The 18,880-nt window shown below is 62.6% G+C and carries 19 protein-coding genes and 1 riboswitch; of the genes, 7 read left to right on the forward strand and 12 right to left on the reverse strand.

The features are described 5' to 3' along the window. On the forward strand, nt 1-996 hold the full coding sequence (araD1, locus tag NLY43_RS14505; RefSeq protein WP_023692527.1) for an AraD1 family protein: 996 nt from the start codon (nt 1-3) through the stop codon (nt 994-996). A 27-nt stretch (nt 997-1,023) separates the two neighbouring features. Beyond that, nucleotides 1,024-1,473, forward strand: coding sequence for a hypothetical protein (locus NLY43_RS14510; RefSeq protein ID WP_155923575.1), 450 nt, complete (start codon nt 1,024-1,026; stop codon nt 1,471-1,473). A 16-nt stretch (nt 1,474-1,489) separates the two neighbouring features. Here the strand turns inward: NLY43_RS14510 and NLY43_RS14515 are convergent, their stop codons facing one another. Beyond that, on the reverse strand, nt 1,490-2,260 hold the full coding sequence (locus NLY43_RS14515) for an ABC transporter substrate-binding protein (protein ID WP_023669635.1): 771 nt from the start codon (nt 2,258-2,260) through the stop codon (nt 1,490-1,492). A gap of 101 nt (nt 2,261-2,361) precedes the next feature. Beyond that, nucleotides 2,362-3,456 carry a 2'-deoxycytidine 5'-triphosphate deaminase gene (locus NLY43_RS14520; RefSeq protein WP_023699517.1) on the reverse strand — a complete coding sequence of 365 codons (1,095 nt, stop codon included), beginning with the start codon at nt 3,454-3,456 and terminating at the stop codon, nt 2,362-2,364. A gap of 140 nt (nt 3,457-3,596) precedes the next feature. Further along, nucleotides 3,597-3,674: riboswitch (SAM riboswitch) on the forward strand. Between the two features lie 57 nt (nt 3,675-3,731). On the opposite strand from NLY43_RS14520, the gene NLY43_RS14525 reads away from it, so the two are divergent. After that, nucleotides 3,732-4,922 carry an O-succinylhomoserine sulfhydrylase gene (locus NLY43_RS14525; protein ID WP_023711405.1) on the forward strand — a complete coding sequence of 397 codons (1,191 nt, stop codon included), beginning with the start codon at nt 3,732-3,734 and terminating at the stop codon, nt 4,920-4,922. A gap of 11 nt (nt 4,923-4,933) precedes the next feature. On the opposite strand, the gene NLY43_RS14530 is transcribed toward NLY43_RS14525, so the two are convergent. After that, nucleotides 4,934-6,085, reverse strand: coding sequence for a ceramide glucosyltransferase (locus tag NLY43_RS14530; protein WP_023711406.1), 1,152 nt, complete (start codon nt 6,083-6,085; stop codon nt 4,934-4,936). A gap of 221 nt (nt 6,086-6,306) precedes the next feature. On the opposite strand from NLY43_RS14530, the gene apaG reads away from it, so the two are divergent. After that, nucleotides 6,307-6,699, forward strand: coding sequence for a Co2+/Mg2+ efflux facilitator ApaG/CorD (gene apaG / locus NLY43_RS14535; RefSeq protein WP_023669631.1), 393 nt, complete (start codon nt 6,307-6,309; stop codon nt 6,697-6,699). A gap of 185 nt (nt 6,700-6,884) precedes the next feature. Here apaG and NLY43_RS14540 read toward each other — a convergent pair whose 3' ends face one another. From NLY43_RS14540 to NLY43_RS14550, 3 genes are all read right to left on the reverse strand, one after another. Continuing rightward, nucleotides 6,885-7,916, reverse strand: a complete 1,032-nt coding sequence (locus tag NLY43_RS14540; protein WP_031195623.1) for an Hsp33 family molecular chaperone — start codon at nt 7,914-7,916, stop codon at nt 6,885-6,887. Nucleotides 7,917-8,024: 108 nt separating this feature from the next. Further along, nucleotides 8,025-8,936 carry an ornithine carbamoyltransferase gene (gene argF, locus NLY43_RS14545; RefSeq protein ID WP_023669629.1) on the reverse strand — a complete coding sequence of 304 codons (912 nt, stop codon included), beginning with the start codon at nt 8,934-8,936 and terminating at the stop codon, nt 8,025-8,027. Between the two features lie 18 nt (nt 8,937-8,954). Next, nucleotides 8,955-10,154: an aspartate aminotransferase family protein gene (locus tag NLY43_RS14550; protein WP_023669628.1), complete on the reverse strand. Its 1,200-nt coding sequence runs from the start codon at nt 10,152-10,154 to the stop codon at nt 8,955-8,957. A gap of 357 nt (nt 10,155-10,511) precedes the next feature. Here NLY43_RS14550 and NLY43_RS14555 point away from each other — a divergent pair, with 357 nt between their 5' ends. Beyond that, complete coding sequence (locus NLY43_RS14555; RefSeq protein WP_023692533.1) at nt 10,512-11,030, forward strand: GcrA family cell cycle regulator; 519 nt, start codon at nt 10,512-10,514, stop codon at nt 11,028-11,030. 160 nt (nt 11,031-11,190) lie between these two features. Here NLY43_RS14555 and NLY43_RS14560 read toward each other — a convergent pair whose 3' ends face one another. The 3 genes from NLY43_RS14560 to NLY43_RS14570 all read right to left on the reverse strand — a co-directional run bounded on the left by NLY43_RS14560 (nt 11,191) and on the right by NLY43_RS14570 (nt 14,397). After that, on the reverse strand, nt 11,191-12,198 hold the full coding sequence (locus tag NLY43_RS14560) for a magnesium and cobalt transport protein CorA (protein ID WP_023692534.1): 1,008 nt from the start codon (nt 12,196-12,198) through the stop codon (nt 11,191-11,193). Between the two features lie 95 nt (nt 12,199-12,293). After that, the gene (gene phoU, locus NLY43_RS14565) at nt 12,294-13,016 is read right to left on the reverse strand and encodes a phosphate signaling complex protein PhoU (protein WP_023681951.1); all 723 of its coding nucleotides are present in this window, start codon (nt 13,014-13,016) and stop codon (nt 12,294-12,296) included. A gap of 115 nt (nt 13,017-13,131) precedes the next feature. Further along, nucleotides 13,132-14,397 (reverse strand): ATP-binding protein, encoded by a 1,266-nt coding sequence (locus NLY43_RS14570; RefSeq protein WP_023703441.1) that lies wholly within the window; start codon nt 14,395-14,397, stop codon nt 13,132-13,134. A gap of 102 nt (nt 14,398-14,499) precedes the next feature. On the opposite strand from NLY43_RS14570, the gene ppk2 reads away from it, so the two are divergent. Next, a complete protein-coding gene (gene ppk2, locus NLY43_RS14575; protein ID WP_023711408.1) occupies nt 14,500-15,405 on the forward strand; it encodes a polyphosphate kinase 2 in 906 nt (301 codons plus the stop codon). A 201-nt stretch (nt 15,406-15,606) separates the two neighbouring features. Here the strand turns inward: ppk2 and NLY43_RS14580 are convergent, their stop codons facing one another. Continuing rightward, nucleotides 15,607-16,245 (reverse strand): acyl-homoserine-lactone synthase, encoded by a 639-nt coding sequence (locus tag NLY43_RS14580; RefSeq protein ID WP_023692538.1) that lies wholly within the window; start codon nt 16,243-16,245, stop codon nt 15,607-15,609. Nucleotides 16,246-16,520: 275 nt separating this feature from the next. Further along, nucleotides 16,521-17,252, reverse strand: a complete 732-nt coding sequence (locus NLY43_RS14585) for a helix-turn-helix transcriptional regulator (RefSeq protein ID WP_023669621.1) — start codon at nt 17,250-17,252, stop codon at nt 16,521-16,523. A gap of 303 nt (nt 17,253-17,555) precedes the next feature. On the opposite strand from NLY43_RS14585, the gene NLY43_RS14590 reads away from it, so the two are divergent. Continuing rightward, nucleotides 17,556-18,365, forward strand: a complete 810-nt coding sequence (locus tag NLY43_RS14590; protein ID WP_488505393.1) for an ABC transporter substrate-binding protein — start codon at nt 17,556-17,558, stop codon at nt 18,363-18,365. Nucleotides 18,366-18,398: 33 nt separating this feature from the next. On the opposite strand, the gene NLY43_RS14595 is transcribed toward NLY43_RS14590, so the two are convergent. Then, on the reverse strand, nt 18,399-18,812 hold the full coding sequence (locus NLY43_RS14595) for a tellurite resistance TerB family protein (RefSeq protein WP_023688697.1): 414 nt from the start codon (nt 18,810-18,812) through the stop codon (nt 18,399-18,401). Nucleotides 18,813-18,880 lie beyond the last annotated feature (68 nt).

Below are 18,880 nucleotides of genomic sequence, written 5' to 3' on the forward strand. Positions count from 1 at the left end.
ATGCTGATCTCCCAGATCCTCGACGACGCCGAGACCATCCGCGTCGTCGCCCGCAATGGCGGCGGCAAGACCAGGATCATCAACGGCGCCCGCAGCGTCTATTCGCTGGCCATGGAAGCCGCGCGCACCGGAACGGGCCTCGCCGCGCTGATCGAGCGCAAGGGGTTCGGTGAAGCGATAGACCTCGACGCCGTCTACAAGAAGGGCCGGCTGGTGTCGCCGATCAACCATCCCGATCCTGCGCATCTGCATCTGACCGGCACCGGCCTGACCCATCTCGGCTCGGCGGCGACACGCGATTCCATGCACAAGAAGCTCAGCGATGGCGGCGAGGAGCAGCTCACCGATTCCATGAAGATGTTCCGCATGGGGCTCGAAGGCGGCAAGCCGGCCAAGGGCCAGACCGGCGTGCAGCCGGAATGGTTCTACAAGGGCAACGGCACCATGGCGGTGGCGCCGGGCGCCGCATTGATGTCGCCGGCCTTCGCGCAGGACGCCGGCGAGGAGCCGGAAATCGCCGGCATCTATGTCATCGGCGACGACGGCGCGCCGTTCCGCGTCGGCTTCACGCTGTCGAACGAGTTTTCCGATCATGTTACCGAGCGGGTGAACTATCTGTTCCTGGCACATTCCAAACTGCGCAACGCCTCGTTCGGGCCGGAAATCCTGATCGGCGACCTGCCGGCCGACGTCAGGGGCTCATCGCGAATCTATCGCGACAGCAATTTGCTGTGGGAAAAGCCGTTCCTGTCGGGCGAAGCGAACATGTCGCACACAATCGCCAATCTCGAACATCATCACTTCAAATATTCGGCCTTCCGCCAGCCGGGCGACGTGCATGTGCACATGTTCGGCACGGCGACGCTGTCCTTTGCCGACGGCATCAAGACTCAGGCCGGCGACGTGTTCGAGATCGAGGCCGCGGATTTCGGCCTGCCGCTGCGCAACCCGCTGGAGATTGAGCAGCCGGTTAAGGTGGCGGTGAAGGCGCTTTGAGGCAGCATCACAATTTGGGAGCCGGAAATGAACGGAATGCGGCTTGTCATTGTGTTCACGGGCGTGGCCCTGTTCCTGACCCAACCGTCGGTGGCCTTTAGCGCCGGCCAGTGCAGCCCGAAGTCCTATCGTGAAGCCCGTTTGGCGATGACGAGCCGTCTTCTGGCAACCGGCTATTCGAAAGCCCAGGTGAGCTTTCTGATGCGCAACACGGATCACATGACATCAGCGCTTCGCAGCGACAGGCTGAACAACAATGGCAAGGTCTGCGGCATCGACTCCGCCAAGGCCCATGTCCTCGGTTGCCTCGACAAGCAGTTGTTCCCGTTGAAGCGCGGCTCAAACGCTTCGCTCGACGAGGTCAAACTGACCGAAGGCTTTTGGGGCAGGAAACGTTTGGCCGCACGCGAACTGCTGTTTATCGGCCATTTTCATGCCTGCCTTGGCGCCGCGAAAGAGTATCTCTTTCGCGGCTGACGCCGGCGGACGGGACTCAATAAATATCGAAATCGAAATACTTGGCCTGGATCTTCTTGTAAGTGCCGTCGGCGACGATGGCGTCTATCGCCGCATTCAGCTTGTCGCGCAGCGCCGTGTCCTCCAGGCGGACAGCGATGCCGGCTTGCGTCTCGGTGCCCTTGACGTCGCCGACAAGCTTGCAGCAGCCTTCGCTCGCCTTCTTCAGCCAGTCCATCAGCACGAATTTGTCGGAGATGACGGCGTCGAGACGGCCGTTCTGCAGGTCGGTGATCGCCTCTTCCTGGGTGGGGTAGAGTTTCGCCTCGGCGCCGGCCTTGCCATAGGCGTCCTGCGCATAGTCGGCCTGGGTGGTCGAGGCCTGCGCGCCCACCGTCTTGCCGGCAAGGGCTGCCGGTTCGGTGGAAGTGAGGTCGCTGTCCTTCGGCGCCACCAGCGCCAGCGGCGTCGTGTAGTATTTGTTGGTGAAGGCGACCTGTTTCTTGCGCTCCTCGGTGATGCTCATCGAGGCGATGATGGCGTCGAACTTTTTCGCCTGCAGCGCCGGGATGATGCCGTCCCAGTCCTGGGTGACGATCTCGCACTCGACCTTCATCTGCGCACACAGCGCATTGGCAATGTCGATGTCGAAGCCCTCGATCTTGCCGTCCGCGGTGATGGTGTTGAAGGGCGGATAGGCGCCCTCGGTGCCGATCTTCAATTTCTCCTGCGCCTCAGCCAGCGAGCCGGCCGATATCACCAGCATGGCAGCGCCCGCTGCCGATATGATCCATCTTGAAATCTGCATTTTGGTTCCCCTTGCGCGCCGTTCTCTTGCCGGCCACCGAAAGGCAGCCAAGCATGGTGAGGCAGCGCAGGCAAGTATTTTGCCTGACGGTGATCGAAGGTTCAGCCGGCGGGGCGGAAATGCTTGGAGAGCTTGAGGCCTTGCGCCTGGTAATTCGAGCCGAGATCGGTGCCGTAAAGCGCCTGCGGCCGCTTCAGCATGTGTTCGTAGACCAGCCGGCCGACAATCTGGCCGTGGTCGAGGATGAACGGCACTTCGTGGCTGCGCACTTCGAGCACCGCCCGGCTGCCGGTGCCGCCTGAGGCCGAATGGCCGAAGCCCGGATCGAAGAAGCCGGCATAGTGAACACGGAATTCGCCAACCAGCGGATCGAAGGGCGTCATCTCGGCGGCGTAGAGCGGCGGCACGTGCACGGCTTCGCGGCTGACCAGGATGTAGAACTCGTCCGGGTCGAGCACCAGTTCGCCGGCGCCGCTCTTATAGAGCGGCTCCCAGAAATCGACGGCATCCTGGGCGGCGCGCTTGTCGACATCGACCAAGCCGGTGTGATGCTTGCCGCGATAGCCGACCAGGCCGTTCTGGTCGCCGTCAAGATCGATCGACAGCGCAATGCCGCCGCCGGAAATGTTGGGCGGCTCGGTCGCCACCAGCATCTCGGCGCGGTGCAATTCGTTCAGTTCTGCCTCCGACAACAGCGCGTTGCCAGTGCGAAAGCGGATCTGCGACAGCCTCGATCCGGCGCGTACGACGATCGGGAAGGTGCGTGGACTGACTTCGAGATAAAGCGGCCCGTGATAGCCGGGGGCGATCTTGTCGAACTCATGGCCGCGATCGGTCATCACCCGGGTGAAGATGTCGAGCCGGCCGGTCGAGCTCTTCGGGTTGGCCGAGGCCGACACGTTTGCGGGCAGCGCCAGGCTTTCGAGCAGCGGCACGATGTAGACGCAGCCGGTTTCCAGCACCGCGCCCTCGGCGAGACTGAATTCGTGCAATTTCAGCCGGTGAAGCTTGTCGGCCACCAGATGATCGGGACCCGGCAGGAAGGAGGCGCGCACGCGAAAAGCCTTGTCGCCGAGCCTGAGATCGAGGCTCGCCGGCTGCACCTGGTCGACATCGAGCGCGCGCGGCGACTTCAGCGCGCCGGACTGAAACAGCGCGGAAATGTCCTGATCGGGAAGAATGCCTGTCTGCCGCAAAAGGCTGGCTCCGCTCCAAGGTCGGTCTCTTTGTGGCAGGTTCTTGCCGCAAAACCGCTGGATATTATTGCGGAACCTGCCTGGTACAAACCTCTTAATGAAGCCGGCAATTGACGCAAGCGCAGGTGAGGTCTAAAGGGTCGTTATCCCGTGGTGATTTGGCCGGTCGGCTTGCAGCCACGTTAAACAAGTCGCTAAAGGACCGTCGGGCCGCCAGGCCATATGGACCGGTTGCGACTTTCGCGGCCGGTTTTTTTGTGTCTGGAACAAAAGCGATGAGCACCAAGAAGCGTAACTGGAAGCCTCAGACCGCACTCGTGCACGGGGGAACACTGCGTTCCCAGTTCGGCGAGACGTCGGAAGCGATGTATCTCACTCAAGGCTATGTCTATGAAACGGCGCAGGCCGCGGAAGCCCGTTTCAAGGGCGAGGAGCCGGGCTTCATCTATTCGCGCTACGCCAACCCTACGGTCGACATGTTCGAAAAGCGCATGTGCGCGCTGGAGGGTGCCGAAGATGCCCGCGCCACGGCGTCGGGCATGGCGGCGGTGACGGCAGCGCTGCTGTGCAGCGCCAAGGCCGGCGACCATATCGTTGCGGCGCGCGCGCTGTTCGGCTCCTGCCGCTGGGTGGTCGAGACGCTGGCGCCGAAATACGGCATCGAGGCAACGCTGGTCGACGGCACCGACATCGTCAACTGGGAAAAGGCGGTGCGGCCGAACACGAAACTGTTCTTCCTGGAAAGCCCGACCAATCCGACGCTGGAAGTGGTCGACATCGCAGCGGTGGCGGCGCTCGCCACCTCGATCGGCGCCAGGCTGATCGTCGACAATGTCTTTGCCACGCCCTTGCAGCAGAAGCCCTTGCAGCTCGGCGCCCATATCGTCGTCTACTCCGCGACCAAGCACATTGACGGCCAGGGACGCTGTCTCGGCGGCATCATCCTGTCGGACAAGAAATGGATCGACGAGAATTTGCACGACTATTTCCGCCACACCGGCCCGAGCCTGTCGCCGTTCAACGCCTGGACGCTGCTCAAGGGCCTGGAGACGCTGCCGGTTCGGGTGCGCCAGCAGACTGAAAGCGCGGCCAAGATCGCGGATTTCCTGGCAGGACGGCCGGAAATCGCCCGCGTCATCTATCCCGGCCGCGCCGACCACCCGCAGGCCGACATCGTCAAGAAGCAGATGACGGGCGGATCGACGCTGATCTGCCTCGACGTGAAGGGCGGCAAGCAGGCGGCCTTCGCCTTGCAGAACGCGCTCGACATCGTGCTGATCTCCAACAATCTCGGCGACGCCAAGAGCCTGATCACCCATCCGGCGACCACCACGCACAAGAACCTCAGCGATGAAGCGCGCGCCGAGCTCGGCATCGGGCCGGGAACGCTCAGGCTGTCGGTCGGCCTTGAGGACACGGACGATCTGCTGGAGGACGTTGCGCAGGCGCTGAAGGCAGCCGGATAGGCCGCGAGGCGTCACGCTCCCGACGAAACCTCTTCCAGTTCGGCCGTCTTGGTGCCGATGGTCATGATGTTGCCGCGCCAGTCGACGGCGCCGCTCAGCCAGCCGCGCGCCCAGATGGCGGGAAGCATCATGTCGCGCACCATCATCGCCGGGACCATGCGCAGCGACAGGTGCCAGCCCTTGGCCGCGGCCAGCGCGCATTCGGGAATGTAGGCCGCCGTCAGCACGGCCAACACCGTGGCCGGCAGGCTGATGCCGGCACTTGCGGCCGCCACCAGCGCCAACGCCAACGGCACGGCGACGCCGGTCAGGATCTCGGGTGCGAAAAACAGCGGGAAGGTGACGCGGCGCAACCGCGCCCAGCGCGCCTGGCGCGACCAGATGTCGGCAAGTCGGCGCTGCCCCAGTGGTTGCTCGAAAGGCGAGGCAACGAGATTGACGTGCAGGCCCAGTCCGTTGACCAGCTTGGTTGCAGCAGCATCCTCGGCGATCTCGGCGGCCAGCGCGCGGATACCGCCATTGGTATCGAGCATCGGCTTGTTCCACAGCATGCTCTTGCCCTGGGCAAAGCCGAGGCCAAGCGCCTCGCCGGCATATTGCCAGCGCGCCTGCAGCGTGTTGAGGAACGCGCATTCGACCTCGGCCCAGAAGCCATCCGGCCGCGAGCCGATCGGCGTCGAGCAGATAAGCCCGGTATTGGTCCGCCAGGCCGCCATCAGGTGCTGGACGTAATCCCTTGGCATCAGCACGTTGGAATCCGCCAGAATAACCCAATGATAGCGCGCCGCTTCCCAGCCCTTGACGCAGTTGTTGAGCTTCGGGTTGCTGCTGACGCGGTCGTCGCCGATCAGCAGCCGGGCCGGCACGTTGGGAAACAGGACGATCGCCCTGTTTATCAGTTTGACGACGGGATCGTCGGCGTGAGCGACGCAGAAGATCAGTTCGTAGCGCGGCCAGTCGAGCGAGAAGGCTCGCTGCAGCGTCTCTTGTGTGAACGGCTCCACGCCGCGCGACGGCACGACGATCGAGACCGGTGGCTGCTCGCCGGACGGCGGAGGGATAAGGCGACGCGCTTGCAGTTTCGACGAAGCAAGCAGGATGCTGGCGAGATTGGAAAGAAGCAAAGCGGAGGAAGCGAAGGCGGCTGTGAGAGCTGGTTCCATCGAGATCTGGTCACTCCGGAAAGGCCGCTCGCGGCTGCTTTGTCAGTCGACAGATGGGCCTTGAGTCGCCGGCAAGGTTTGCGCACACCAACATTGTCATGTGTCACTTAAATGACATTGTTTGTCGGCACTGCGCTTTGAGGCTGGCAGGACATGCCGCTCTGCGCGTATCAAACCGCATGGCGCGACAAATGTTCCCTGCTGCGCAACCGGAGCAGCCCATGTACCGCGCCGTCACGCGCAACATCGAAGTGCAGGTCAGACCGTTCTACCTGGAGGACCGCTCGGACCCGGCGGAGAACCGTTATGTCTGGGGCTACCAGGTGACGATCGACAACCAGTCGGACGATTTCGTGCAGCTTATGGCGCGTTACTGGCACATCACCGACGGCAGCGGCCGGGTCGAGGAAGTGCGCGGCGCCGGCGTGGTCGGCGACCAGCCTGAGCTCAATCCCGGCGACAGCTATCAATACACGTCAGGCTGCCCGCTCTCGACGCCCTCCGGCTTCATGGTCGGCCACTACACCATGCGCAACAAAAAGGGCGAGACGTTCGACGTCGCTATTCCCGCGTTTTCGCTGGATCTGCCGGGGACCCGACGGACGGTAAATTAGGGGTTTTCTCCCCGTCACTATACGGGGAGAAATGCCCGGCAGGGCAATGAGGGGCAGCGCCAGAGTCATGAGGTTATCTTCCACGCACATGACCTAGGCTATGCGCGGCCATTCACCAAAGTTCGCGCTGCCCTCATCCGCCCTTCGGGCACCTTCTCCCCGTGAACGGGGAGAAGGAAGAGATGCTACTGAGTTGCAAACTCCGCCGGGTCGAAGTCGTACTGCTTCGAGCAGAACTCGCAGGCGACGTGGATGCCGCCATCTTCGGTGCTGTCCTTGATCTCCTGCGCGGAAAACCCCTCGAGGATGCCGCGTATCTTGTCCCTTGAGCAGGAACATTGGTCGGCGACCGGCACGCCGCCGAAGACGCGCACGCCATGTTCGTGGAACAGCCTGTAGAGCAGCCGCTCGGCGCCGATGGTCGGGTCGATCAGCTCGGTCGGCTCGATGGTGCCGAGCAGCGCCACCAGCTCGCGCCACGAATTGTCGGCCGGCTCCTGCGTCACGTCACGCGGATCGCCGTCGCCGCCCGAAATGTCGGGCACGCGCATGCGCTCGGGTGACTGCGGCAGGAACTGCGCCAGGATGCCGCCGGCGCGCCACTGCTCACGAGCGCCGCCGGGACCTGGCGTCAGAAGCTTGGCCACCGACAGCCTGAGGTCGGTCGGGATCTGCTCCGACTGGCGGAAATAGGTGCGCGCGGCGTCCTCCAGCGTCTCGCCGTCGAGCTGGACGATGCCCTGATAGCGCTGCGTGTGCGCGCCCTGGTCGATGGTCAGCGCCAAAACGCCGCTGCCCAGCAGCGTCTGCTGCGAGGTCTGGCCTGCGGCCACCAGGGCCTCCAGCCGGTCGGCGTCGAAACGCGCATAGGCGCGCAATGCCGAAGGCGTGGAGAAATCCGCGACCAGCATGTCGACCGGGCCGTCGGTGCGGGTCTGCAGGATGAACTTGCCTTCGAATTTGAGCGAGGTGCCGAGCAGCACCGTCAGCACACAGGCTTCCGCCAGCAGGCGGGCGACCGGCTCGGGATAGTCGTGACGGTTGAGGATGGCGTCGAGCATCGGCCCGAGTTGCACGGTGCGGCCGCGCACGTCGAGCGGGCCGACCTCGAAGGGTACGACATGATCGTCGCCGGCATAGCCGAACTCGCCGAGTTTGGGGTGATGTTCAGTCACTTGATGCGTTTCCAACATGACAAAGCTCCAGGGCGCGGCCATGCGGCCCGGAGGGGTGCATGCGTCCAAACGCGCTTGATTTGCGTGATGGGGCGCAAATAGGCATCGCGCCGCCCCGGATCAAGCGCTTGGAGATCAAGCGCCTGGAGATCAAGCGCCCAGACACCAGGCCAAAACCGCCTTCTGGGCGTGGAGCCGGTTCTCGGCTTCGTCGAAGACAACCGAATGCGGACCGTCGATGACCTCGTCGGTGACTTCCTCGCCGCGATGCGCCGGCAGGCAGTGCATGAACAGGGCGTCGGGCTTGGCCCTGGCCATCAGCGCCGCATTGACCTGATAGGGCGAGAAGACATTATGGCCGCGGGCGCGGTGTTCCTGGCCCATCGACACCCAGCAGTCGGTGACGATGCAGTCGGCTTGGTCGACGGCTTCCTCGGGCGAGCGGGTGAAGTGCAGCTTGCCGCCATTGCTCTTCGACCAGTCGATATGCTTTTGCGCCGGCTCGCTGCCTTCCGGCACTGCGACGTTCAGGTTGAAGCGGAACCGCGCCGAAGCTTCGAGCAGCGAATGCAGCACGTTGTTGCCGTCGCCGGTCCAGGCGATGGTCTTGCCGGCAACCGGACCGCGATGCTCCTCGAAGGTCATGATGTCGGCCATCAGCTGACAGGGATGGGTGTCGTCGGTCAGCCCGTTGATGACCGGAATCGTGGCATTCTCGGTCAGCTCGAGCAGCCGCTCATGCGACGTGGTGCGGATCATGATGGCGTCGACATAGCGCGACAGCACCTTGGCGGTGTCGGCAATGGTCTCGGAACGGCCGAGCTGCATTTCGGTGCCGGTCAGCATGATGGTCTCGCCGCCGAGCTGTCGCATGCCGACGTCGAAGGACACGCGCGTGCGCGTCGACGGCTTGTCGAAGATCATGGCCAGCACCTTGCCTTCGAGCGGTTTGGTCCGTTCGCCGGCCTTGAGGCGCGCCTTGCGCACCACCGCATCGTCCAGCATCAGGCGCAGATCGCCTTCGGAAACGGCGGAAAGATCGGTGAAATGGCGAAGGCTCATCGGGAATGGTTCTCGGGATTACTTCGCGGCGGCCGCGGCGATGGCGTCGGTCAGGCCCTTGGCGCCGGCGCGGATGCGATCGAGCGCTTCGCCGATCTCGGCGTCGGTGACGGTCAGCGGCGGCAGCAGACGAATGACGTTGTCGCCGGCCGGCACCGCCAGCAGATGCTGGTCGCGCAGCGCCATGTTGACCTTGGTGTTGGGCATGGCGCATTTCAGGCCAAGCATCAGGCCGCTGCCCCTGATGCCTTCGATGACATCAGGAAATTCGTCGGCGACCGCCGCCAGGCCCTGCTTCATCAGCAATGCCTTGCGCTGGACGTCTTCGAGGAAGCCGTCTTCCAGCACGACGTCGAGCACAGCGTTGCCGACCGCCATGGCCAGCGGATTGCCGCCGAAAGTGGTGCCATGCACGCCTGCCGTCATGCCGACGACAGCGTCGTCGGTGGCGAGGCACGCGCCCATCGGGAAGCCGCCGCCAATGCCCTTGGCAATCGCCATGATGTCGGGCGTCACGCCGGTCCATTCATGCGCGAACAGCTTTCCGGTGCGACCGATACCGCACTGGACCTCATCGAAGATCAGCAGCAGGCCGTGCTGGTCGCAGAGCTGCCGCAGCCGTTTCAAGGATTGCGTCGGCACCGGGCGGATGCCGCCCTCGCCTTGCACCGGTTCGATCAGGATCGCGGCGGTCTCTGGTGTGATCGCCTTCTCGGCGGCGTCGATGTCGTCGAAGCCGACCTGGTCGAAGCCTTCGACCTTGGGCCCAAAACCTTCGAGATATTTGTACTGGCCGCCGGCGGCGATGGTCGCCAGCGTGCGGCCGTGGAAGGCGCCTTCGAAGGTGACGACCCGGAAGCGCTCGGGATGGCCCTTGACGAACTGGTAGCGCCGCGCCGTCTTGATCGCGCATTCGAGCGCCTCGGCGCCGGAATTGGTGAAGAACACCTTGTCGGCGAAGGTGGCGTCAGCCAGCCGCTCGCCGAGCCGGGTCTGCCCCGGGATCTCGTAGAGATTGGAGACGTGCCAGAGCTTGGCCGCCTGTTCGGTCAGGGCCGAGACCAGATGCGGATGGCTGTGGCCCAACGAATTGACCGCGATGCCGCCAGCGAAATCGAGATATCGCTCGCCCTTGTCGGTAACCAGCCAGGTGCCTTCGCCATGATCGAAGGCCAAAGGGGCGCGGGCAAAGGTCTCGTAAAGCGCCGAACCGCTCATTATATGCGTCTCCGGTACCGGAAAAATCAAAAAAGCCGCCAAAGCGGCGGCCTTTGCGGCTTATCGTGTTTTTCGGCCATGAAGTCAACGAAAACGTCGTGCAGAGGCGCGCGGCAAGCTCCGACGAGACGCTGGCTCATAAGCGACCGGGCAAGTTGGGGAAAACCTAAAAAACCGATTCGTGTTGCACCTGGGACTCTTGTCACCGAGTCAACACATGAGGTAATTGTAGTCGGGAAATAACTAGATTTCGTGCGGCGGACCTAATCACCTAATATATGTGGTGTCTGCCCCGGCAAAGATTGCCGGGTCGGGAACGGATTCCGGCTGCCGCACACTTAGCAGGAGCGCGGTCTCATGAACTGGACTGACGAGCGGGTCGAACTTCTCAGGAAACTGTGGTCGGAGGGCTTGAGCGCAAGCCAGATCGCCGCCCAACTCGGCGGGGTCAGCCGCAACGCGGTCATCGGCAAGGTGCACCGGCTGAAGCTGTCGGGCCGCGGACGCTCGACCGCGACGCCGGCGCGTCAGAAGAAGACAACGCAGGGATCTTCGATCCAGAAATCGGTGCCGCGCGCCGCAACCGCGCAGCGCCATGTCACGACTTCGATCGGGGCGAACGCGCTGCAGGCGCAGTTCGACGCCGAGCCAGTGGCGCGCCACTACATCCGCCCGGTCGAAAACGTCGTCGTGCCGATCTCGCGGCATCTGCAGCTCACCGATCTCACCGAGCGCACCTGCAAATGGCCGAATGGCGATCCGCTGTCGGAAGACTTCAACTTCTGCGGCAACGAGGCGGCTGAAACCGGACCTTACTGCAAGTACCACGCAAGGGTGGCGTTCCAGCCGGCTTCAGAGCGGCGCAGGAGCCGGTAGTTAGGAATAGGGATTGGGGACTGGGCAGTAGGGAATGGGGTAGCGCTCGTGAGGCGCTACCTTATTCTGCCTACTGCTTACTGCTTACTGCTTACTGCTTACTGCTTACTGCTTACTGCTTACTGCTTACTGCTTACTGCCTACTGCCTACTGCCTACCATCACAGCCACCCACTCTTCCGAAATCGCCAATACAAAAACGAGCAGATCAGCGCGATCGAGACCAATACGACGGGATAGCCGTATTGCATCTTCAGTTCCGGCATGTCGTCGAAATTCATGCCGTAAATGCCGGCGAGCGCCGTCGGCACCGCCAGGATCGCCGCCCATGAGGCCAGCTTCTTGGTGTTCGCGGTTTCCTGGCTCTGGCCGACCAGCAGGCTGGCTTCGAAAGCGAACGCCAGAACCTCGCGCAGGCTGTCGATCTTTTCCTGCACGGTGCGGATATGGTCGGTGACATCGCGAAACAGCGGATGCATTGCGGTATGGATCTGCGGCAGTTCGGCGCTGGTCAGCCGGCGGCAGACCTCGACCAGCGGCAGCGCCGCATTGCGCAGGCGCAACAGATCGCGGCGCAGCATATAGAGCCGCTCGATGTCGGGACCGGTCATCGGCTTCAGCAGCACCCTGTCCTCGATCGCCTCGACCTCGTCCTCGATCTGCTCTAGCACCGGCATGTAGTTGTCGACGATGAAGTCGAGGATGGCGTAGAGGACGAAATCCTCGCCCTTGGCCAGTGAGTGCGGACAGCTTTCCCAGTGCTGGCGCACGGCGGCGTATGAGGTCGAGGGACCATGCCTGACGCTGACGATATAGCCCGAGCCGACGAACAGATGCGTCTCGCCGAAGGTGACGCGTCCGTCGATCAGCTGTGCAGTGCGGGCAACGATGAACAGCGCATCGCCATATTGCTCGATCTTCGGCCGCTGGTGCGGATGTTCGGCGTCTTCAATCGCCAGCTCATGCAAATGGAATTGCGCCTTGACGCGCAGCAGAAGCTCGCGGTCGGGTTCGAGCAGCCCGATCCAGACGACATGGCCCGACTTCTTGGCCCATTCACCGGCTTCCTCGATCGGAATGTCGGCGATGCGCTTGCCGGCGGTGTAGACGCTCGACGCGATGATGCCGGACGATGCCGGCGCCGGCTTGAACTCTCGGACATATTCCATCGCAGCCTCCTGAGCGCCTGGCCTTGGCCAGGAACCGAGACGCTAACATCCGGGTAGTTTAGCGCAATATGATTAAGCGTTCGAGGGGTGCGCGATCACTTCACCGGCAGCGCCGGAAGGGCAATCTTGTCGGTCTTGTCGCCCTTTGGACGCTCGGCCGGCAACTGCTCGCCGGTGACGATGTAGTAGATCGTCTCGGCAATGTTGGTGGCGTGGTCGCCGATGCGCTCGATGTTCTTGGCGCAAAACAGCAGATGCGTGCACGGCGTGATGTTGCGCGGATCTTCCATCATGTAGGTCAAAAGCTCGCGAAACAGCGAGGTGTACATGGCGTCGATCTGGTCGTCGCGGTCGCGAACGAAGCCTATTTTCTCGACCGAGCGCGAGGCATAGACGTCGAGCACTTCCTTGAGCTGGGTCAAAGCGAGTTCGGCAAGCGCCTCGAGGCCGCGAAACAGGCTGGTCGGCTGGCGGCCGTCAATGACGCTGACCACACGCTTGGCGACGTTCTTGGCGAGGTCACCGACCCGTTCGAGGTCGGCCGAAATGCGGATGGCGCCGACGATCTCGCGCAGATCCGTCGCCATGGGCTGGCGCTTGGCGATGATGACGATGGCTTTGTCGTCGATTTCGCGCTGGCCATCGTCAAGCACGATGTCGTCACGAATGACCTTCTGGGCGAGGCCGGGATCGGCATTGACCAGCGCCTGGATCGCCTGCTCGACCATGCGCTCGGCATGGCCGCCCATCGCAGCGATGCGCTTCGCCAGGTATTTCAGCTCTTCGTCATAGGCGCTGACAATGTGTACGGACTGCATGGGCGAAATGCCTTCCTTAAATCTTTGGCCTGTTGAGTCGTTTTCCTCGACCCTGTGCTGATACGCTAGCCGGATGACAGAAAGAAGAAACAGGCAGTTAGCAGATAGTACCGCCTCAGCCTGCCGGCAAATGGACCGTGAACGCCGCGCCCTTGCCAACTTCCGACTTGATCGAAAGCCGGGCGTTGTGGCGCGTCAGAATATGCTTGACGATGGACAGGCCAAGACCGGTGCCTTTCTGCGTGCGGCTGCTCTCCACGTCGACGCGATAGAAGCGCTCGGTAATGCGCGGTATGTGCTCTTCCGGGATGCCCGGGCCATAGTCCCTGATGGTGACATCGATGCCCGGTTCCGGGCCGGCCTCGCCCCGCGCGATCGACACCGTGACGCGTCCGCCAGGCTGGCCGTATTTGCAGGCGTTTTCCAAGAGATTCTCGAACACCTGGAACAGCTCGTCGCGGTCTCCGGGCACGTCGAGCGGCCCCTCGGCGTAGTCGCGTTCGATGACGACGCCGTTCTCGCTGGCGAGCGGGCCCAGTGAATCGATGACGCTGTCGATGGTCTGGCGCAGATCGACCTCGGTTCCCGGCCTCAGGTAAGGCTTCATTTCAAGCCTCGACAGCGACAGGAGATCGTCGATGAGGCGCGCCATGCGGCCGGTCTGGTTCTGCATGATCTGCAGGAACTGCTCGCGCGCCGCCGGATCGTTGCGGGCCGGGCCGCGCAACGTCTCGATGAAGCCCGAGATCGAAGCAAGCGGGGTGCGCAACTCGTGGCTGGCATTGGCTATGAAGTCAGCGCGCATGCGGTCGATGCGGCGCGTCTCACTCTGGTCCTTGAATACCAGCACATAGAGATCGGTGGCGTGGCCGACCGAGGACGCGCTGACCCGGTAGGCGCGTTCCACCGGCAGCTTCTCGGTGTAGTCGACGGCATCGGAGGCGACGGCTCCCGACAGTACGCCGTCCAGCAATGCCTGCATTTCCGGGGCGCGGAATTTCAGCGACAGCGACAGGCCGGGCGCGATGCCGCCAAAGGCGGCATAGGCGGCGGCATTGGCGTGGACGATGGTGGCGGTGCGGTCGAAGATGATCAGCGGATCGGCAACGGCAGCCGCAAGATATTCGCCGGAAAGCCGCTGTAGCCCGCTCGCCTCGACCGTGGCAATGGTCTCAGCAGACCGGCTGGCGCCACCGGTTGGCAGAAGCGCGGCGGCCAGCAGCACCGTCAACGCAGCCAGGATGACATAGGCGGAGATACCGGCAAACCCATAAACGGCCATGATGGCGATCGCACCGGCGGCAAGCAGCCATCGGCTGTTCCACAGCCGGCCGGCGACGGCCTGCCCCGTGGTTGTCCGCTCTGCGCCGGTGTCAGCCATTCGTGCTTTCCGTGCTTCTGCGCCGGTCCCGCCGAAACTTCCGCTGGACCGGGTTTGAGGCCCCCCATAGCATGAGTCCGCAAGCTGGAAAGGTTCGTCTCGATGAAAAAAGCCAAGGAAAGTCCCGCCGCAGAGCCGGCAGAGGGGCCGCTGAAGATCAAGGTGGACGGCAAGGAGCGGGAGTTCGACATCGAAAACCCCGAGCTTCCCAGCTGGATCGAGGACCACAAACTGACCGCAGGCGACTACCCCTACGACAAGAAAATGAAGACCGAGGAGTATGACGAGACGCTGGAGCGGCTGCAGATCGAACTGGTCAAGGCGCAGGCCTGGCTGCAGGCGACCGGCAGCAGACTGATGTCGCTGTTCGAGGGGCGCGATGCCGCCGGCAAGGGCGGCACCATCTCGGTGCTGCGCCAGTATCTCAATCCTCGAACCGCGCGCAATGTGGCGCTGACCAAGCCGACCCCAACCGAAGTCGGGCAATGGTACTACCAGCGCTACGTCGCCCATTTCCCGACATCGGGCGAATTCGTCACCTTCGACCGGTCCTGGTACAACCGCGGCGGCGTCGAGCCGGTGATGGGCTTCTGCACACCGGAACAGCATGCAAAATTCCTCGACGAGACGCCGCATTTCGAGCGGATGATCTCCAACGACGGCATCTATTTCTTCAAATTCTGGCTCAACATCGGCCGCGAAACCCAGCTCGAACGGTTTCACGACCGCCGCTGGTCTCCGCTGAAGAACTGGAAGTTCTCGCCGATCGATATTGCCGGCATCACCAAATGGGACGACTACACCAAGGCGCGCGACCAGATGGTCGAGCGTACGCACAAGCAGTTCGCGCCCTGGATCATCGTGCGGGCCAATGACAAGCGACGCTCGCGGCTGGCCGTCATGCGGCGCATCCTGTTGTCACTGCCCTATGATGGGCGCGATCTCGACGCCATCGGCAAGGAAGACAAAAAGATCGTCGGCGAAGGGCCGTCGTTTCTCGAGAAGTAGAGACTGGCCTCGATAGGCAGAGGCTGAAATTACAGAGCCCACCCCCACACGGAGGTGGGCTCTGTGGCCATTGTCTAAAGCGCATCGCATTTGAACGGATTCACGCGACGCGCTTTAGGTCTTTGTTTCATGCATGTCGTTCTCTCAAAACCGGGGCCACTTTGAGCGACATGCATTAAAGCGCGTCGGGTGAAGACAGTCTCACGACGCCTGCCGCATGCCGAGCATGTGGGGGGTGCCCCTGACCAACACCGGGGCGTGATGGTTGCGGCGCGAACGCACGACATCCAGCGTATGCTCGTTGAAGGTCAGCAGTGTGGCGACGACCTGCTGGTTGCCATAGGTGCGCTGGTAACCGAGCGGCGTCGCCAGGAAGTGCAACTGCAGCGTCCGCAGCACCCACACCGGCTCGACCTCGATAATGACCTGATCGACATTGCGAGCAAGGCCCCATTCGACGAAGCCGGCGATCAGTTCGGTGCCGACCGTAGACACGCCGCGCTTGCCATCGCGAAAGCCTGGCGCCACCGCGTAACGGGTTAGCTCCCAGACATTCGGTCCCGAAGGGCGCTTTCCCTCGCAGAGTTCCGGCATCACATCGCTAAGGAGATGCGGCCGTGTGGTCGGCAGCATCCGATGATAGCCTGCAAGCTCGCCATTGCGGATGACCAGGTGGTGTTCGGCCTCATCATGGTCGAATTGATCGATTTCGAGGCCGTCCGGGCGATCGAGATCGGTCCACCGCATCTCATCGACGAAGACCTTGTAACGCAGGCGATGGACGGCCTCCCATAGGTCGGGACGTTCCATCAGTTGTTGAGTGGTAAGGGAAAATAGCATTAGCCGTCTCCTGGGCTTAAGAGGAAGATACGGCCGGGCTTTCCCGAAAAAATTGCGCGAAGGTGTTGGCAAGGATTTCCAGGCTGCCACAGCCGACATGGCTAATATAGCTGCGTCTAAACGCCTCCGCGATGGCGTGCACCCTGTTGGCGACGCCGAGTCTGCTTTTGGCGTTAAGAAAGCATTAGCCCTCTCAAGAGGACGACAGGGGCCGGTCTTTTCTGAAGATATGACGCCAACAATGCGGCCATAAATTTCGGGCCGCCAGAACCGGCCTAGCTGATATAGCCGTGCCTGACTGCTTCGGCGACTGCCTGCACACGGTTGGCGGCGCCTAGTTTGCTCTTGGCGTTGAGAAGGTGTTTCTCAGAGGTATGCTCCGAGATGCCGAGGATCTGCGAAATTTCCCACTCGGATTTTCCGACCGCCGCCCATTGCAGGCATTCGCGCTCGCGCGGCGTCAATTCAATGTGATCGATAGATTTGCCGGCCGTCGTTTGAAGCTGCATGGCGCGGCCGATGGCATAGGTGGAGGCCAGCGAGACCATTGCGAATTCGGCTTCGGACAGTTCGACCGCCTCACCGCCCAGCGAGACCAGCGCGATCTGGCCTTCGAGCGTGATCAGCGGGAAGGCGAGGCCGTCACGCAGCTTGAACTGGCGGGCGTCGCGCATCACCTCGGCGCTGCTCTTGTCGGCGGGCATGCTTTGAACGGCATCGCGCCATTGGAATGGCGCCCGAAACTGCTTCAAATGGCTGACGACCGGATCGTGGTCGACGTAGTTGCGCGATAAGTAACGCTCCAGCCATTCGCTAGGCCAATCGCAGAGCAGCACATGGTCCTTCGTCTGGCTGCTTGGTGTACCGGGCTGCGGCACCGTTGCGGCTATCAGGGCCGTCAATCCGAAATTCGAGGTGACACTAAGTAGCTGCTCGCACACCGCAGCCGACGTGTCGGCACGCTGCACCCGGTCAATATATTCAAGTGTCCGGTCAAAATAACCCATCGCAACATCTACCCCATGTTGCCTACCGCTCTTGAGACCGATGCTACGTGCCTGCCCCGCACTTCGCCATCAACCCCGGATTGCAAAGCCACATCCTTAGCTTCTCTAACGCCAGCGACCGCCAACCCCGGGCCGACTCTGTGCGGCTATTTGCAACCTCGCCAAAGCATAACCCGAAATTTGCCCGTTGAAATCAAAAACAATTGTGCCTGCGCCGTTTTCGTATCACAAGCCAACGGTCAAGACGGGCGGAGTTTTTTCGTGACACCTCGCTGGATAGCCATCGCCTTGCTGTCGATGCTGATGGGAGTGCAGCCGTTTGCCGGCGCTGCGCGGGCAGCGGAACCGCAGGTGCCGGTGCTTTGGGATGCCAAGGAGCGGCTGCCGAAACCGGACCTTGCGGCGCTGCCGAGGCTCAGGTTCCTCACCACAACCGATTTCCCGCCCTTCAACTTTCTCGACGGCACGGGCCGATTGTCCGGCTTCCACATCGACCTGGCGCGGGCGATTTGCGCCGAACTCGACATCGCCGACAAATGCCAGATCCAGGCGCTGCCCTGGGCCGAACTCGACGACGCGTTGCAGAAGGGCGAAGGCGAGGCGATCATCGCCGGCATCGCCGCTACGCCGGAGACGCGGGCGAAGTACAGCTTTTCGCGCTCCTATCTACAGTTTCCGGCGCGCTTCATCATGCCGAAGACCAAGGCCTTCGCGGAGCCGATCCTCGACAAATTGCGCTCGAAGCGGGTCGGCGTGCTGGCCGGCTCGGCGCATGAAAAGATGCTGCGCGATTATTTCGGCACCGTGCAGATCATCCGCTTTCAACGGCCGGAAGACCTCTACAGCGACTTGAAGAGCGCCAAGATCGATGCCGCCTTCGGCGACGGCATGCGCTTTTCCTTCTGGCTGGGCGGCACGGACGCCGCCGGTTGCTGCCGCTTCGCCGGTGGACCCTACCTGGCGCCGGAATATCTGGGCTCCGGCATGACCATTGCCACCCGGGCCAGCGACCCAGCGCTGGCCGCAGCCATGGACTACGCGCTGCAGGAGATATCGGTGAAAGGCACCTTCGCCGAATTCTACCTGCGCTATTTCCCGGTCAGTTTCTTCTGATCCGGTCCCGGTCAGCTTCCTCTAGGGGCTGGATCAGGTCAGCGTGCGCAGGCGGGCCTTCGCCCCGCGCGCGATGGCTGCGGCGGTCAGCGTGTCGAGATCGAGCTCACGCCGGATCAACTGCAGCACCCGCAATTCCTCCATGCGCATTTCTAGATCGACGGCGGCAACCTCGAAGGCCGCGGCATAGGCGGTGTCGTGCAGCCGTTCGGGCAAAGTCTCGGCGACACGCTCGAGCACGCCTTCCAACCCATCCTTTTCATGCAGCATCTTCTGGCAGTCCTGCGCAATGGCGATCAGCCTGTCCTGCTTGAAATCCTCGAACACCGGCCAGCTGCGGACGACGTCGCCGATGCGCGCCAGTTCGATATCGGTCATGTCGCGATCGGAAGCCGAGGTGATGACCATCAGGTAGATCAGGGCTTCATGGGTGGACGGCAACGGCATTCAAGACTCCTTGATAGTGAGGGTCGAAGGTAGGGACGCTACGGCGCCGTCGCAACGAAAACGCCTGA

The sequence above is a fragment of the Mesorhizobium sp. C416B genome (assembly GCF_030323165.1).
GTDB lineage: Bacteria > Pseudomonadota > Alphaproteobacteria > Rhizobiales > Rhizobiaceae > Mesorhizobium.

What these genes read in the sequence shown, in the direction of transcription:
- araD1 (WP_023692527.1), top strand. Translation starts at nt 1, where the DNA reads ATGCTGATCTCCCAGATCCTCGACGACGCCGAGACCATCCGCGTCGTC.
- NLY43_RS14510 (WP_155923575.1), top strand. Translation starts at nt 1,024, where the DNA reads ATGAACGGAATGCGGCTTGTCATTGTGTTCACGGGCGTGGCCCTGTTC.
- NLY43_RS14515 (WP_023669635.1), bottom strand. Translation starts at nt 2,260, where the DNA reads ATGCAGATTTCAAGATGGATCATATCGGCAGCGGGCGCTGCCATGCTG.
- NLY43_RS14525 (WP_023711405.1), top strand. Translation starts at nt 3,732, where the DNA reads ATGAGCACCAAGAAGCGTAACTGGAAGCCTCAGACCGCACTCGTGCAC.
- NLY43_RS14530 (WP_023711406.1), bottom strand. Translation starts at nt 6,085, where the DNA reads ATGGAACCAGCTCTCACAGCCGCCTTCGCTTCCTCCGCTTTGCTTCTT.
- apaG (WP_023669631.1), top strand. Translation starts at nt 6,307, where the DNA reads ATGTACCGCGCCGTCACGCGCAACATCGAAGTGCAGGTCAGACCGTTC.
- NLY43_RS14540 (WP_031195623.1), bottom strand. Translation starts at nt 7,916, where the DNA reads ATGGCCGCGCCCTGGAGCTTTGTCATGTTGGAAACGCATCAAGTGACT.
- argF (WP_023669629.1), bottom strand. Translation starts at nt 8,936, where the DNA reads ATGAGCCTTCGCCATTTCACCGATCTTTCCGCCGTTTCCGAAGGCGAT.
- NLY43_RS14550 (WP_023669628.1), bottom strand. Translation starts at nt 10,154, where the DNA reads ATGAGCGGTTCGGCGCTTTACGAGACCTTTGCCCGCGCCCCTTTGGCC.
- NLY43_RS14555 (WP_023692533.1), top strand. Translation starts at nt 10,512, where the DNA reads ATGAACTGGACTGACGAGCGGGTCGAACTTCTCAGGAAACTGTGGTCG.
- NLY43_RS14560 (WP_023692534.1), bottom strand. Translation starts at nt 12,198, where the DNA reads ATGGAATATGTCCGAGAGTTCAAGCCGGCGCCGGCATCGTCCGGCATC.
- phoU (WP_023681951.1), bottom strand. Translation starts at nt 13,016, where the DNA reads ATGCAGTCCGTACACATTGTCAGCGCCTATGACGAAGAGCTGAAATAC.
- NLY43_RS14570 (WP_023703441.1), bottom strand. Translation starts at nt 14,397, where the DNA reads ATGGCTGACACCGGCGCAGAGCGGACAACCACGGGGCAGGCCGTCGCC.
- ppk2 (WP_023711408.1), top strand. Translation starts at nt 14,500, where the DNA reads ATGAAAAAAGCCAAGGAAAGTCCCGCCGCAGAGCCGGCAGAGGGGCCG.
- NLY43_RS14580 (WP_023692538.1), bottom strand. Translation starts at nt 16,245, where the DNA reads ATGCTATTTTCCCTTACCACTCAACAACTGATGGAACGTCCCGACCTA.
- NLY43_RS14585 (WP_023669621.1), bottom strand. Translation starts at nt 17,252, where the DNA reads ATGGGTTATTTTGACCGGACACTTGAATATATTGACCGGGTGCAGCGT.
- NLY43_RS14590 (WP_488505393.1), top strand. Translation starts at nt 17,556, where the DNA reads ATGGGAGTGCAGCCGTTTGCCGGCGCTGCGCGGGCAGCGGAACCGCAG.
- NLY43_RS14595 (WP_023688697.1), bottom strand. Translation starts at nt 18,812, where the DNA reads ATGCCGTTGCCGTCCACCCATGAAGCCCTGATCTACCTGATGGTCATC.